The sequence below is a fragment of the Micromonospora sicca genome (genome assembly GCF_003172935.1).
Classification (GTDB): Bacteria; Actinomycetota; Actinomycetes; order Mycobacteriales; family Micromonosporaceae; genus Micromonospora; species Micromonospora sicca.
The window spans coordinates 1-13,420 of sequence record NZ_QGKS01000210.1 but is presented as its reverse complement, the minus strand read 5'-3'; the positions used below and the strand labels follow the sequence as shown (position 1 = coordinate 13,420).

Sequence of the window (13,420 nt, the reverse complement as noted above, 5' to 3'; positions counted from 1 at the left end):
GAAGGCGGGGGTGGGGTGTCAGAGGTCCAGGAGCAGGGTGCGGGGGCCCACGTTGACGCTCTCCACCAGCATGTGGGCGCGGAAGCGGCCGGTCTCCACCTTGGCGCCGCGAGCCCGGAGCGCCTCGACCACTGCCGTCACCAGGGGTTCGGCGACCTCTGCGGGGGCGGCCGCGGTCCAGCTCGGTCGTCTGCCCTTTCTTGCGTCGCCGTAGAGGGTGAACTGGCTGACCACCAGGATCGGCGCGCCGGTGTCGGCGGCGCTGCGCTCCGCGTCCAGGATGCGCAGCTCGTGGATCTTGCGGGCCATCGTGGCGGCGAGGTGCGGGGTGTCGGCGTGGGTTACCCCGAGCAGCACCAGCAGACCGTCGGCGATCTCGCCGACCACCTCGCCGTCGACGGTCACGCTGGCCCGGCTCACCGTCTGGACGACCGCCCGCATCAGTCGGTCACCGGCTCGATGATGCTCCGCTCCACCAGGTGCGCCACGATCGGGCCGGCCGCCTCGGCCAGCTCCCCGGGGGTGACGTCGTGCGCGGCGGCGAGCAGGGCGAGCTGGTCGCGCAGCGGCAGCCTTCCGTCCGCGCCGCCGACCAGGGCGAGGACCAGCGGGTCGATCTCCTCCGACCAGCGCAGCCCGCGCGGCATGGCCAGCACCTGCCGGTCCACCGCCCAGCCCTCGTCGCCCATGGTGGCCTCCTGCCGGAGCTGGAGCCCCTCGGCGGCCCGGTAGCGCGCGGCGAGCAGCGCGTCGGTGTCGCGTACCCGGAGCCAGTCCTGGCGGTCGAACCAGGCGGCGATGTGGTCGCCCATCGGCGGCTCCACCCGCTGGCGCAGGTCCTCCACCCGGACGATTGGCTCGTCGTGGCCGGCGCGGCGCAGCGAGACGATGCCGAAACCGATCGCCTCCACCTTGTGCGCGTCGAACCAGTCCAGCCAGGCCGCCATCCGCTGCGGGTCGGCCGCCTCGCCGACGTCGGTCAGCCACAGGTTGACGTACGCCATCGGGTCCGCCACCTCGCGCTGGATCACCCAGGCGTCCAGCCCGGTGCCGGCGAACCAGCTGGCCACCCGCTCGTCCCACTCCTCGCCGGTGACGTGCACCCAGTTGGCCAGGTACTGCATGGTGCCGCCGTCGGTGAGCAGGTGCGGCGCCGCGGCGGCCAGTTCGGCCCCGATCGCGTCGCCGACCCGGCCCGAGTCCCGGTAGACGTGGGTGGTGGTGCCCGGGCCGACCACGAACGGCGGATTGCTCACTACCAGGTCGAAGCGGCGGCCGGCGACCGGAGCGACCAGATCGCCGCGGAGCAGTTCCCAGTCCTGGCCGTTCAGCGCGGCGGTGGTGGCAGCGAAGCGCAGCGCCCGCTCGGAGACGTCGGTCGCGGTGACCCGCCGGGCGTGGGTGGCCAGGTGCAGGGCCTGCACGCCGGAGCCGGTGCCCAGGTCCAGCGCGGTCTCCACCGGACGGCGCACGGTCGCGCCGATCAGCGTCTGGGTGGCGCCGCCGATGCCCAGCACGTGCTCGGCGTGCAGCGGCTTTCCGGGCCGGGCGCTGGCCGGCACGTCGGCGAGCACCCACCACTCGTCCCCGTACGGCTCCAGGTCGACGCCGGCGCGCAGGCCGTCGCCGTACCGCTCGACCAGCCCGCCGGCGAGCGCCTCGGAGACGGTCAGCGGCGCGAGCGCGGCGGCCACCGCCGCGTCCGGCTCGGTCTGGTCGCAGATGAACACCCGGATCAGGGTGGCGAGCGGGTCACGGTCCTCGGTGGCGCGCAGCGCGGCCCGGAAGTCGTTGCGGGCCACCCCGCCGGTGGCCTGCGCGCCGAGCCGACCGGCGATGCCGTTCGAGGTGAAGTGCGCCCGGGTCAGCGCGGTTCGCAGCGCCTCGACGCCGGCGGGGGAGAGCAGCATGTCGTGTTCCACGTCGCCATCCTGCCTCGCGGCCGGCGCGGATCGGCCGGCACCCGGGACATCCCGCCCGGACGCACCCGGTAGCCGGTCAGACGATGTCGGCTGCTCTTCGTCGTCAACTGACGGCGCGCCCGCGGCCGGCCCAGCGGACCCCACGCCCGTTCCGTCGGGCGTTTGCCGTCCCGACTCGGGGAGTCGGCGCGGCCCGCGCCGCGCGGAGGCGGCAGGATGGGGACATGACGCTCTCGCTGCCCATCGACCTGGAGGCCAACCGGCTGCTGGAGCGCAGCCCGCTGGCGCTGCTCCTCGGCATGGTGCTCGACCAGCAGGTGCCGATGGAGAAGGCATTCTCCTCGCCGTACGTGCTGGCCCAGCGGCTCGGTCACGAGCCGGACGCCCGCGAACTGGCCGGGTACGCCCCGGAGGCCCTGGTCGAGCTCTTCGCCCAGCCACCGGCCCTGCACCGGTTCCCGAAGGCGATGGCGGCCCGGGTGCAGGAGGTCTGCCGGATCCTCGTCGACCGGTACGACGGCGACCCGGCCCGGCTCTGGGCGGACGTCACCGACGGCCGGGAGCTGCTGCGTCGGGTCACTGAGCTGCCCGGCTTCGGCAAGCAGAAGGCGCAGATCTTCGTGGCCCTGCTCGGCAAGCGCTACGGGGTGACCCCGCAGGGCTGGCGGGAGGCCGCGGGCGGGTACGGCGACGCGGACGCGTACCGGTCGGTGGCCGACGTCACCGACCCGGAGTCGCTGCGCCGGGTCCGCGAGTTCAAGCAGGCGGCCAAGGCCGAGGCGAAGTCGAAGGCCGGGAAAGCCTGACGCAACTGCCGCCCGCCCCCGTCGTTGAGATGCTCAGGCGACGACGGCGGGCGGGGGATGGCGGAGAAACGGGGGGAGCAGCTCCTCCGTGGCGAGCAGACCTCGCCACGGGCGACGTTCCTGGAGCTCTTCTTCGACGTCGCCTTCGTCTTCGCGCTCACCCGGGTGTCGAACCGGCTGGTCAACGACCTGACCGTGGAGCGGACGATCTTCCTGCCCGAGGCGGGACAGACGCTGTTGCTCCTGCTCGCGCTCTGGATGGTCTGGTCGCAGACCACGTGGACGACGAGCCGGTACAACCCGGAGCAGCCGACCCTTCAGCTGGTCGTGGCGGGCTCGATGTTCGCCAGCATGGTGATGGCCGTGTCGCTGCCGGAGGCGTTCGACACCCGGGGCCTCTCCTTCGCGCTCGGCTACGTCGCCGTCCAGGTCGGCCGTCCGCTCTTCCTCACCGTGGTGATGCGGCACCACCGGGAGCGGCACATCGCTGGCCGGGTCCTCGTCTGGGCGGTGGCGTCGGCGGTGCCGTGGATCGTCGGAGCGGTCGTGCACGACGACGCCCGCGGGGTGCTCTGGACGGCCGCGCTGATCATCGACTACGTCGCCGCCCGGCTGGGCTGGCCGCTGCCCGGACGGGGCCGATCGCCCGCCTCCTCTTGGACGGTCACCGGAGAGCACCTGGCCGAGCGCTACCAGCAGTTCATCATCATCGCGCTCGGCGAGATGATCATCATCAGTGGCTTCGGCTTCAGCATGAGCGAGTTCGCGGGTGCCCAGTGGGTGGCCTTCGCCATCACGTTCTCGAGCACCGTGCTGCTCTGGCGGATCTACTTCTACCGCGCCGGCACGGTGCTGGTGGAGGCGGTGGCCGGGTCGGCGCGACCCGGCCGGCTCGCCGAGTCGGCGACCTATACCCACCTGGTCATGGTGGCCGGCATCGTGGCCGCCGCGGTCGGCTACGAGATCGTCATCGCCCATCCCGGCGGGCACACCGACCCGGCCTGGCTCACCGTGATCGTCGGCGGTCCGGCGCTCTTCGTGCTGGGCCGGACGCGTTTCGAGTACGAGGTGTTCGGCCGGGTGTCCCGGTCCCGGCTGGTCGGCCTCGTCGTCCTGGTGGCGATGCTGCCCCTGGTCGTCCGGCTGCCTCCGCTGGCGGTCGGCGCGGCGACCACGGGGGTGCTGGCCGGGATGGCGGTGGTCGACGCGCTGCGGGCCCGGGGCCGGTCGCCGGAGCGGCCGGCCCCGCCGCTGTGACGGGCGGTCGACCGGCCGTCGGGCGGGACAGCCGACCGGTCAGGCCGCCGTCGGGCGGGAGAGCGCGGCCAGCGCGCGGCGCACGTCGGCGAGGGAGACGGTCGCCGAGTCGTCCAGCTCGGCCAGGCCCGCTTCGATCCACTGTCGCATCAGGGTGGTCACCCCGATGCCGCGGGCCTCGGCGGCCGCCCGGACCCGCTCGTACGTCTCCAGCGGGAGGCGCACCGAGCGGCTGACCATGGGCACGTCGGTGTCGGGGGTGGGCAGCTCCGCCGGCTGGCTCTCGTCGATCAGCTCGGCCAGCGCGTCGTCGCCGCCGTGGAAACGCTTGGTCGCCTCGTTCCGGTCCATCGTGACCGCCTCCTCATCGGCGAGATCTCCGTACCGCCTCGTCGTAGCGCTTCGCCTCGATGTCGCTCAGCTCGCGCGCGGACAGGACGTCCCAGTCGTGGTCGGTGCCGTCGGCCTCGGCGAGCAGCACGGCGAGTCGTCGGCCGCGGTGGGACACCGCGTAGACGACCATGACGTCGTCGCCGAGGTGCCGGATGACCCGGCGCGTGCTGTGCAGGGCCTCCCAGACTTCCCCGGGCCTGACGTCGTAGACCCGCAGGTTGTCCAACGCCTCGTCGGTGAAGCTGAACCGGCTGCCCACGGGCGGAGCGTACCACGTGCGTAACACGCAACCCGGGGTGAGTCGAACTTTCGCTGATCAAGGGCTTCGGGTGACAGGATGGGGCGTAATCTCCTCGAGGAGGTCCGTCGTGAAGCGTCAGGCGTACCAGCCGATTCTGATCACCGACGCCTCGCGCAGCCAGGACGACCAGCTCACCAGCCGACAGAAACGGTACGTGCTGATGATGGGCATCCGGGTGGCGTGCCTGGTGCTCGGTGCCGTCCTGGTCGGCGTGAAGGCACCCCTGCTCTGGCTGTGGCTGCCGCTGCTCGGCCTCGGGATGGTGCTCATCCCCTGGCTGGCGGTGCTGCTGGCCAACGACCGCCCCCCGAAGGAAGAGCATCGCCTCGCCAACAAGCTCCACCCCCGCCACCGCGACGAGACCCCCCCAATGAGCCTCACCGCGGAGGAACGCCCCCACAAGATCATCGACGTCGAACCCTGATCCCCGCGATCTTGCACTTGGCGCCCGGGCGAACCCGGTCGAATCGGACCGAGTCAAGGCCCCAACTGCAAGATCGCCGCGAGCCTGGGTGAGGCGCGGGTCAGGGGGTGGGGCGGGCGCCCACGGTGGCTACCGCGGTGGCGCCGAGGTCCGCTGCGCGGTCGAGGGCGGCGCGGGGATCCGCGCCGGCGAGCCAGGCCGTGAGCAGGCCGGCGGCGAAGGCGTCGCCGGCGCCGGTGACGTCCACCACCGCCACCCGGCGGGCCGCCGCCACGCTGACCGTGGCCTCCCGGTCCACCCAGACCGCCCCGGCCGCCCCGCGCTTGACCACCACCCGACGGGCCGCCGCCGACAGCGCCCGCGCCTGCGCCGCCGGGTCCAGGCCGCCGGTCAGCACCGTCGCCTCGTCCGTGTTCACCAGCAGCAGGTCGACGTCGCGTACCCAGGTCAGGAAGGCCGCCGTGCCGACCCGCCGCAGCGGCGCCGCGGAGGCCGCGGAGGCCGCGTCGACGCTGGTGGTGAGCCCGCGCTCGCGGGCGGCGGCCAACGCCCGCAGTCCCGCGCCGCGCGACGCGGCGTCCAGCAGGGTGTACGCGGACAGGTGCAGGTGCCCGACGTCGGGCGCCCCGGCCAGGGCCCGGTCGACGTGCACGGCGCTCAGCCGCAGGTTCGCCCCGCGCTGGCTGACCATCGTCCGCTCGCCGTCGGCGGTCAGCACGATCACCGTGCCGGTCGGATAGCCCTCGTGGCGCTCCACCGCGCAGTCGACGCCGATCCCGGTCAGCTCGGCCACCCGGTCGCGGCCCGCCTCGTCGTCGCCGACCGCGCCGACCAGCGTCACGCCCACCCCCTGGGCGGCGATCCAGGCGGCCGTGTTGGCCGCCTGCCCGCCGCCGCTGAAGCGGATCTCGGCGGCCGTGTCCGAGCCGGTCGCCAGCGGCCCGGAGAGCACCGCCACCACGTCGGTGATGATGTCGCCGACGACGAGGATGCGGGACCGGTGGCTCATGCCGTGGCGGCGGAACGACGGGCGGCGGCGACGGCGATCCGGGCGGCCAGGTCGGCGTTGCGCAGGATGATCCGCACGTTCACCGCCAGGCTGGCGCCCCGGGTGGCGGAGTGGAAGTGGGCCAGCAGGAACGGCGTCACGGCCTTGCCGGTCACCGCGTCGCGGGCCAGCATGGCCAGGCCCTCGGCGAGGGTCCGGTCGTGCAGCTCCGGGTCGAGCTGCTCGTCGACGGGGAGCGGGTTGGCCACGATCAGGCCGCCCTGGTGCACGCCCTGCGCCGCCCGCGCAACCAGCACGTCGGCCACCTGCTCCGGCGAGTCCACCGACCAGTCCAGGTCGAAGCCGGCGTCGGTGAGGTAGAAGCCGGGGAAGCGGCGGGTGCGGTAGCCCACCACGCCGACGCCGAGCGTCTCCAGCCGTTCCAGCGTGGCGCCCACGTCGAGGATCGACTTCACCCCCGCGCAGACCACCGCGATCGGCGTACGGGCCAGGGTGACCAGGTCGGCCGACTCGTCGAAGGTCTGCGCGGCCTCCCGGTGCACCCCGCCCAGGCCGCCGGTGGCGAAGACCCCGATCCCGGCGGCCGCGGCCACCGCGCTGGTCGCGGCCACGGTGGTGGCGCCGTCCGCGCCGGTGGCGGCGGCCACCGCCAGGTCGCGTACGGAGAGCTTGCTCACCCCGTCGACGGTGGCGAGCCGGGTCAGCTGCGCGTCGTCCAGGCCCACCACCAGCTCGCCGCCGACCATGCCGATGGTGGCCGGCACCGCGCCGGCGTCCCGGACCGCCTGCTCGATCTGGCGGGCGACCAGCAGGTTGTCCGGCCGGGGCAGGCCGTGCGAGACGATGGTGCTCTCCAGGGCGACGACGGGACGCCCGACGGCCAGGGCGTCGGCCACCTCGGCGCCGAAACCGATGTGAAAGTTGGTCACTTCCGTTACGGTACCGTCGCCCTCCGGGCGGCCTGCGGTGGACCGGTCCCCGACGACCTGCGAAACTGGGAAGGTTGGAGGTGTAGACAGTGAGCACAGAGGTTCTCGAGCGTCCGGAACTGAAGGACGCCGACACCGGTCCCGAGATGTTCCACTACGTGCGCAAGGAGAAGATCGCCGAGAGTGCCGTCATGGGCACCTACGTCGTGGCGCTCTGCGGCGAGACGTTTCCGGTGACCAAGGCGGCCAAGCCCGGTTCGCCGGTCTGCCCGAAATGCAAGGAGATCTACGACTCGTACCGCGAGTGATCCCGGGCGATCGCCCCGGCCGCCCACGTAACCTGCGGCGGTGACCACCTCCACCGCCCTGCTCTTCGCCGACCTGACCGGGGTGGCGGTCTTCGCCGCCTCGGGCGCCTACGCGGCGGTGGCCAAGCGGCTGGACCTGTTCGGTGTGGTCTTCGTCGGGGTCGTCGCCGCGCTTGGCGGCGGCATCTTTCGTGACCTGGTGATCGACGAGGTGCCCCCGTTGGCCTTCGCCGACTGGCGGTACGCGGTCACCGCGGCGGTCACCGCCGCCGCCGTCTTCCGGCTCCACCCGCAGCTCGCCCGGCTGCGCACCACCGTGCTGGTGCTCGACGCGGCCGGCCTCGGGCTGTTCACTGTCACCGGCACGCTCAAGGCCCTCGACGTCCACGTGCCGGCGGTCGGCGCCTGCATGATCGGCATGCTCACCGCCATCGGCGGAGGGCTGGGCCGGGACCTGCTCACCGGGGAGATCCCGGTGGTGCTGCGCCGGGAGATCTACGCGGTCGCGGCGCTCGCCGGCTCGATCGTGGTGGCCCTGCTGTCCACGTACGGACACGCCACGGCGGCGCCGTTGACCGGGGCGGCACTCGTCGTCTTCGCGCTGCGCCTGATCTCGCTGCGCCGCCGCTGGTCCGCCCCGGTGCCCACCCTGCGGCCGCCGCGCACCGGCACCCGCGGCCCGCAGGGCTGAGCCGGCGGGCCCCGGTGGCGGGGGTCGCGGATGTGACCAGCGTGGCGTCGCCTGGGCCGAACCGGCCGCGCTGGTTATGCTGAGTCGGCCTTCGCGGCATCTTCTGCGCGGAGGCGTTTTCATGGGCGGCGGTACCCGTGGCCCTCGGTCCGGGTCCGCCCTTCGGTGCGGTCGGAGAGGAGCCTTCGCGTGGCAGCCCGGACGCCGGCGCTCGAGACGTTTCCGCCCCTGCGCGCCTGGCAACGCAAGGCGCTGGTGGAGTACCTGCGTCGCCGGACCGAGGACTTCACCGCGGTCGCCACCCCCGGCGCCGGTAAGACCACCTTCGCCCTGCGGATCGCCGCCGAGCTGCTCGCCGACGGCACCGTCGAGGCGGTCACCGTGGTCGCCCCGACCGAGCACCTGAAGACCCAGTGGGCCGTCGCCGCCGCCCGGGTCGGCATCCAGCTCGACGCCGCGTTTCGCAACGCGGACCTGCACTCCGCCGCCGACTTCCACGGCGCGGTCGTCACCTACGCCCAGGTCGGCATGGCCCCCCAGGTGCATCGCCGGCGCACCATGACCCGGCGCACCCTGGTCATCCTCGACGAGATCCACCACGCCGGCGACTCCCGTTCCTGGGGCGACGGGGTCAAGGCGGCCTTCGAGCCCGCGGTACGCCGGCTGATGCTCACCGGTACGCCGTTCCGCTCCGACGACAACCCGATCCCGTTCGTCAGCTACGAGCGGGGCGGGGACGGGCTGCTGCGGTCCCGCGCCGACTCGGTCTACGGCTACTCCGACGCGCTGCGCGACGGCGTGGTCCGGCCCGTGCTCTTCCTGGCGTACTCCGGCGAGACCCGGTGGCGCACCAACGCGGGGGAGGAGCTCGCCGCCCGGCTGGGCGAGCCGATGACCCAGGACCTGGTCGCGCAAGCCTGGCGTACCGCGCTGGACCCGGCCGGGGACTGGATGCCGCAGGTGCTGCGCGCGGCCGACGCCCGGCTGACGGTGCTGCGCAACGCCGGGATGGCCGACGCGGGTGGTCTGATCATCGCCAGCGACCAGCAGACCGCCCGCTCGTACGCCAAGCTGATCGAGCAGGTTACCGGCGAGAAGGCCGCGGTGGTGCTCTCCGACGACCAGGGCGCGTCCGCGCGGATCGCGACGTTCGCGGCGTCCGAGCAGCGCTGGCTGGTCGCGGTCCGGATGGTCTCCGAGGGCGTCGACATCCCCCGGCTGGCCGTCGGCGTCTACGCCACCAGCGCCAGCACGCCGCTCTACTTCGCCCAGGCGATCGGCCGCTTCGTCCGCGCCCGGCGCCCCGGCGAGACCGCCTCGGTCTTCCTGCCGAGCGTGCCGCACCTGCTCGGCCTGGCCAGCGAGATGGAGGCCGAGCGGGACCACGTCCTCGGCAAGCCCAAGGACCCGGACGGCTTCGACGACGACCTGCTGGAGCGCGCCCAGCGCGACGACCAGGCCAGCGGTGAGTTGGAGAAGCGCTTCGCGGCGCTCTCCGCCACCGCCGAGCTGGACCAGGTGATCTTCGACGGCGCGTCCTTCGGCACCGCGGCCCAGGCCGGCACCCCCGAGGAGGAGGAATACCTCGGCCTCCCGGGGCTGCTCACCGCGGACCAGGTCTCGCTGCTGCTCACCAAACGGCAGGCCGAGCAGCTCGCCGCCCAGCGCCGCCGGGCGGCCACCCGGGCCGCTGAGCCGGCCGCTGAGAGCCCCGCGGCGCCTCCGCCGCCCATGAGCGCCGCCCAGCGCCGGGTGGCCCTGCGGCGTCAGCTGAACGCCCTGGTGGCCGCCCGCCACCACCGGACCGGCCAGCCGCACGGCAAGATCCACGCCGAGCTGCGCCGGCTCTGCGGCGGCCCGCCCAGCGCCCAGGCGACCATCGAGCAGCTCGAAGAGCGCATCGCCACCGTCCAGACCCTCTGACCCACCCGCCCCAGGCGGCCCGGCGGCCCGCACCGGCTCGCACCCGTCGTCCCGCTCCGGCCGGGACGGGCACAGCGCACGAAAAAGCCGGCCGGAGGCTCCCCGTGGGGGCCTCCGGCCGGCTATGTCGTGGTTGCGGTTTTCAGTTCGCCATCAGATCGGCGCCACGCCAGCTGAACTCGGGGTCCGTCGCGTACCGCACGGTGATCTTCACGAGATCCTCCGCGTACTTGTTCGCGTGGTGCCCACAGAACACCAGCTCGCTCCCACCCGCCAGAGTGATCCGGAGCTTGCCGGCAGCATTGCAGCGGTCGCACCGTTCATCGGCGGCTGGGGGAGCCACCGTCTCGGGCGGCGGCGTGAGGGTCGGGGTCATCGCCTTCCTCCTCTGGTCGTCACCGATGAACACTCTCTTCGGTCGTTGCTCACCTATCGTGCAACATCCTTGTCGGGCCCTGCCTTCCCTGTGTGCCCGCGGGGGACCGAGGTCACACCTGGCGTGGAGACAGTGTGCCGTGCACCAAGGGTGCCACGTCAACGATCACAAACAGGCAACCGACCGATCACCATCGAGTGTTGTACGGCTGGTGATCAAAGCGACACGACTAGTTGACGGGTCGGGTCAGTCCAGGTAGTCGCGGAGCACCTGGGAACGCGACGGGTGCCGCAACTTGGACATCGTCTTGGATTCGATCTGCCGGATGCGCTCCCGGGTCACGCCGTACACCTGGCCGATCTCGTCCAGGGTACGCGGCTGGCCGTCGGTCAGGCCGAAGCGCAGGCGTACCACGCCCGCCTCACGCTCGGAGAGCGTCTGCAGCACCTGCTGGAGCTGGTCCTGCAGCAGCGAGAACGAGACCGCGTCGACCGCGACTACGGCCTCCGAGTCCTCGATGAAGTCGCCGAGCTGGCTGTCGCCCTCGTCGCCGATCGTCTGGTCGAGCGAGATGGGCTCCCGGGCGTACTGCTGGATCTCCAGCACCTTCTCCGGTGTGATGTCCATCTCCTTGGCCAGCTCCTCCGGGGTGGGCTCGCGGCCCAGGTCCTGGAGCAGCTCGCGCTGGATCCGGCCGAGCTTGTTGATCACCTCGACCATGTGCACCGGGATGCGGATGGTGCGGGCCTGGTCGGCCATGGCGCGGGTGATGGCCTGGCGGATCCACCAGGTGGCGTAGGTGGAGAACTTGTAGCCCTTGGTGTAGTCGAACTTCTCGACCGCGCGGATCAGGCCGAGGTTGCCCTCCTGGATCAGGTCCAGGAACGCCATGCCGCGACCCGTGTAGCGCTTGGCCAGCGAGACGACCAGCCGCAGGTTCGCCTCCAGCAGGTGGTTCTTGGCGCGCTCGCCGTCGCGGGAGATCCAGCCCAGGTCGCGCTGCATCTCGCGGGTGAGCTTCTCCTCACCCTCCTCGGCCGCGCGCAGCCGCTCGGCGGCGTAGAGGCCGGCCTCGATCCGCTTGGCGAGCTCGACCTCCTGCTCCGCGTTGAGCAGCGGAACCTTGCCGATCTGCTTGAGGTACGCCCGGACGGAGTCGGCGGAGGCGGTCAGCTCGGCGTCCCGGCGCGCCTGCTTCAGCGCCTCGGACTCCTCGTCGTCCCACTCGAAGTCGTTGTCCGTGGCGGAGGCGGCGGCGTCGGTCTCGGCGGCCTGGGTCAGCTCGGCCGGCTCCTCGACCACCACGTCCTCGATCGCGGCGGCGAGCTCCTCCGGATCGATCTCGCCCTCGGTGCCCTCACCCTTGGCGCCGGCGTTGGCCGGCTTCGCCGCGGCGTTCTTCGCGGCCACGGTCGCCTTGGTGGCCCGGGTCGCCTTGGTGGCCTTGGCCGGCGCGGCGGCCTTGGCGGCCACCTCGGCGGTGGTGCCGGCGGCCTTGCGCGCGGTCGCCTTCCGCGGGGCGGGGGCCGGGGCCTCGTCGGCGGCCGGCGCCTGCTTCGGGGCGGGCGCGGCGGCCTTCTTGGTGGTCTTGGCGGTGGTGGCCCGGGACGCCGGCGTGGCGGAGCGGGCCGCGGCCACCCGGCGGCGGGTGCTGGCGGAGCCGTCCACGACCACCGTCACGCCCGCCTCGGAGAGCGCGCGCAGGATCTTCTTGGCCTGGGCCGGGGTCACCTCAGCGGACTCGACGGTGCGCGCGAGCTGGGCCGACGTGAGCTGACCGCCGGCGCTCTGCGCGTGGGCGATCAGGGTGTCGGTGAGCGAGCGAACGTCGGCGCCAGGCTGGCGGGGTTCTGTCACGAATGACCTTCCGGAGGCGAAGAGCGAGCACGGCCGGGTCGTCCGGCGCAGCACGGAACGCCGTGCCGGGCGATGTCGTTGAGGGACCCCCGTGTCCCGGGCCGACCGGTCGCTGGCGGTCCGTGGCGCGTGGGCAGGGTGAATTGTAACGCCGTCTGCCGCGATCATCCTGCGCCGCACGGCGTACTGGCGATACCGACCGCCGATTGGGCGCAGATGTGGACTTTGTAAGGATGATACCCGCGCACGGCCGGGGAATCCGCGGTCGTACGGGAAGGGGACGAACCATGATCCGCTCGGCGCCGCCGACGCAGGAACTGCTGGAGATCGCGATCGACGTCGCCCGGGACGCGGCCGCCACCGCCCACCGGATGCGGGCCGAGGGGGTTTCGGTCGCCGCGACCAAGAGCACGGTCACCGACGTGGTGACCGCCGCCGACCGGGCCGTGGAGCGTCAGGTGCTCGACGCGCTGCGCAAGCTCCGCCCGGACGACGCGGTCCTCGGGGAGGAGTACGGCGCCGGGGACACCGGGCCGGTCGAGGCGGGCGGGGTGCGCTGGATCGTCGACCCGATCGACGGCACCGTGAACTACCTGTACGGGCTGCCCTACTGCGCGGTCTCCCTCGCCGCCGAGGTGGCCGGGGAGGTGGTGGTGGGCGTGGTCCGCAACGTGGCCACCGGCGAGGAGTGGACCGCCACCGCGGGCGGCGGCGCCTGGCGGGACGGCGAGCGGCTGCGCTGTTCCACCGAGACCGACCTGGGCCAGGCGCTGGTCGCCACCGGATTCGGTTACGACCCCGGCCGGCGGGCGCACCAGGCCCGGGTGGTCGCCGAGCTGATCCCGCACGTCCGGGACATCCGCCGGATGGGGGCGGCGGCGCTGGACCTCTGCCTGGCCGCCGAGGGTCGCGTCGACGCCTACTACGAGAAGGGGCTGGCCGCCTGGGACCAGGCGGCCGGCGGGCTGGTCGCCACCGAGGCGGGACTGCGGGTGGCCGGGTTGGACGGCCTTCCCGCCGGCCCCGACCTGGTCATCGCCGCCCCGCCGGCGCTGTTCGCGCCGCTGCACAGCCGGCTGGCCGCCCTGGACGCGTCCGGCGGCCCCTGACCGGCCCGATCCGCCTCCACCCGGGCGTGTCGCGGCCACCGGGCCATGATCCACGTCACGTCGGGGACCAGGGTCATCCGGTCCGTCCGGTCGTGCCACGTCGCCGACCCGGAGT

Annotated in this window: 15 protein-coding genes; 7 read left to right on the top strand and 8 right to left on the bottom strand. The window is 73.3% G+C overall.

Translation table 11 applies throughout. The features are described 5' to 3' along the window. Positions 1–18: 18 nt before the first annotated feature. Positions 19–441: a D-aminoacyl-tRNA deacylase gene (gene dtd / locus DKT69_RS13930; RefSeq protein WP_109801990.1), complete on the bottom strand. Its 423-nt coding sequence runs from the start codon at positions 439–441 to the stop codon at positions 19–21. After that, positions 441–1,910: a DUF7782 domain-containing protein gene (locus DKT69_RS13925; protein WP_109801991.1), complete on the bottom strand. Its 1,470-nt coding sequence runs from the start codon at positions 1,908–1,910 to the stop codon at positions 441–443. Before DKT69_RS13925 ends, dtd begins: the two co-directional genes overlap by 1 nt. A 236-nt stretch (positions 1,911–2,146) precedes the next feature. On the opposite strand from DKT69_RS13925, the gene DKT69_RS13920 reads away from it, so the two are divergent. Both DKT69_RS13920 and DKT69_RS13915 read left to right on the top strand, forming a co-directional pair. Beyond that, entirely contained in the window at positions 2,147–2,728 is a 582-nt protein-coding gene (locus DKT69_RS13920; RefSeq protein ID WP_109801989.1) for an HhH-GPD-type base excision DNA repair protein, read from the top strand. Between the two features lie 57 nt (positions 2,729–2,785). Next, the gene (locus tag DKT69_RS13915; RefSeq protein WP_109801988.1) at positions 2,786–3,985 is read left to right on the top strand and encodes a low temperature requirement protein A; all 1,200 of its coding nucleotides are present in this window, start codon (positions 2,786–2,788) and stop codon (positions 3,983–3,985) included. 39 nt (positions 3,986–4,024) lie between these two features. Here DKT69_RS13915 and DKT69_RS13910 read toward each other — a convergent pair whose 3' ends face one another. Next, positions 4,025–4,336 carry a hypothetical protein gene (locus tag DKT69_RS13910; RefSeq protein ID WP_109801987.1) on the bottom strand — a complete coding sequence of 104 codons (312 nt, stop codon included), beginning with the start codon at positions 4,334–4,336 and terminating at the stop codon, positions 4,025–4,027. Between the two features lie 13 nt (positions 4,337–4,349). After that, positions 4,350–4,637, bottom strand: a complete 288-nt coding sequence (locus DKT69_RS13905; protein WP_236647889.1) for a hypothetical protein — start codon at positions 4,635–4,637, stop codon at positions 4,350–4,352. 109 nt (positions 4,638–4,746) lie between these two features. Between DKT69_RS13905 and DKT69_RS13900 the strand changes: the two genes are divergently transcribed. Then, on the top strand, positions 4,747–5,103 hold the full coding sequence (locus tag DKT69_RS13900; RefSeq protein ID WP_109801985.1) for a DUF3099 domain-containing protein: 357 nt from the start codon (positions 4,747–4,749) through the stop codon (positions 5,101–5,103). 100 nt (positions 5,104–5,203) lie between these two features. On the opposite strand, the gene DKT69_RS13895 is transcribed toward DKT69_RS13900, so the two are convergent. Together DKT69_RS13895 and DKT69_RS13890 are read right to left on the bottom strand one after the other, a co-directional pair. After that, positions 5,204–6,112: a carbohydrate kinase family protein gene (locus DKT69_RS13895; RefSeq protein WP_109801984.1), complete on the bottom strand. Its 909-nt coding sequence runs from the start codon at positions 6,110–6,112 to the stop codon at positions 5,204–5,206. Further along, complete coding sequence (locus DKT69_RS13890; RefSeq protein ID WP_109801983.1) at positions 6,109–7,041, bottom strand: pseudouridine-5'-phosphate glycosidase; 933 nt, start codon at positions 7,039–7,041, stop codon at positions 6,109–6,111. The genes DKT69_RS13895 and DKT69_RS13890 overlap by 4 nt, the downstream gene beginning before the upstream one ends. A gap of 89 nt (positions 7,042–7,130) precedes the next feature. Between DKT69_RS13890 and DKT69_RS13885 the strand changes: the two genes are divergently transcribed. The 3 genes from DKT69_RS13885 (at position 7,131) to DKT69_RS13875 (ending at position 9,963) form a co-directional block, all read left to right on the top strand. After that, the gene (locus DKT69_RS13885; protein WP_088946800.1) at positions 7,131–7,349 is read left to right on the top strand and encodes a DUF3039 domain-containing protein; all 219 of its coding nucleotides are present in this window, start codon (positions 7,131–7,133) and stop codon (positions 7,347–7,349) included. A 40-nt stretch (positions 7,350–7,389) separates the two neighbouring features. After that, on the top strand, positions 7,390–8,040 hold the full coding sequence (locus tag DKT69_RS13880) for a trimeric intracellular cation channel family protein (RefSeq protein ID WP_109801982.1): 651 nt from the start codon (positions 7,390–7,392) through the stop codon (positions 8,038–8,040). Positions 8,041–8,229: 189 nt separating this feature from the next. Beyond that, a complete protein-coding gene (locus DKT69_RS13875; protein ID WP_109801981.1) occupies positions 8,230–9,963 on the top strand; it encodes a DEAD/DEAH box helicase in 1,734 nt (577 codons plus the stop codon). Positions 9,964–10,105: 142 nt separating this feature from the next. Here the strand turns inward: DKT69_RS13875 and DKT69_RS13870 are convergent, their stop codons facing one another. Beyond that, positions 10,106–10,339 carry a DUF7455 domain-containing protein gene (locus DKT69_RS13870; protein ID WP_036374862.1) on the bottom strand — a complete coding sequence of 78 codons (234 nt, stop codon included), beginning with the start codon at positions 10,337–10,339 and terminating at the stop codon, positions 10,106–10,108. Positions 10,340–10,585: 246 nt separating this feature from the next. Beyond that, a complete protein-coding gene (locus DKT69_RS13865; RefSeq protein ID WP_109801980.1) occupies positions 10,586–12,196 on the bottom strand; it encodes an RNA polymerase sigma factor in 1,611 nt (536 codons plus the stop codon). Positions 12,197–12,483: 287 nt separating this feature from the next. Between DKT69_RS13865 and DKT69_RS13860 the strand changes: the two genes are divergently transcribed. Next, the gene (locus DKT69_RS13860; RefSeq protein WP_109801979.1) at positions 12,484–13,305 is read left to right on the top strand and encodes an inositol monophosphatase family protein; all 822 of its coding nucleotides are present in this window, start codon (positions 12,484–12,486) and stop codon (positions 13,303–13,305) included. The last annotated feature ends 115 nt before the right edge of the window (positions 13,306–13,420 follow it).

Bases quoted from the DNA above. Each gene is read 5' to 3' on its own strand.
- dtd (WP_109801990.1), bottom strand. From the start codon at position 441: ATGCGGGCGGTCGTCCAGACGGTGAGCCGGGCCAGCGTGACCGTCGAC.
- DKT69_RS13925 (WP_109801991.1), bottom strand. From the start codon at position 1,910: ATGCTGCTCTCCCCCGCCGGCGTCGAGGCGCTGCGAACCGCGCTGACC.
- DKT69_RS13920 (WP_109801989.1), top strand. From the start codon at position 2,147: ATGACGCTCTCGCTGCCCATCGACCTGGAGGCCAACCGGCTGCTGGAG.
- DKT69_RS13915 (WP_109801988.1), top strand. From the start codon at position 2,786: ATGGCGGAGAAACGGGGGGAGCAGCTCCTCCGTGGCGAGCAGACCTCG.
- DKT69_RS13910 (WP_109801987.1), bottom strand. From the start codon at position 4,336: ATGGACCGGAACGAGGCGACCAAGCGTTTCCACGGCGGCGACGACGCG.
- DKT69_RS13895 (WP_109801984.1), bottom strand. From the start codon at position 6,112: ATGAGCCACCGGTCCCGCATCCTCGTCGTCGGCGACATCATCACCGAC.
- DKT69_RS13870 (WP_036374862.1), bottom strand. From the start codon at position 10,339: ATGACCCCGACCCTCACGCCGCCGCCCGAGACGGTGGCTCCCCCAGCC.
- DKT69_RS13860 (WP_109801979.1), top strand. From the start codon at position 12,484: ATGATCCGCTCGGCGCCGCCGACGCAGGAACTGCTGGAGATCGCGATC.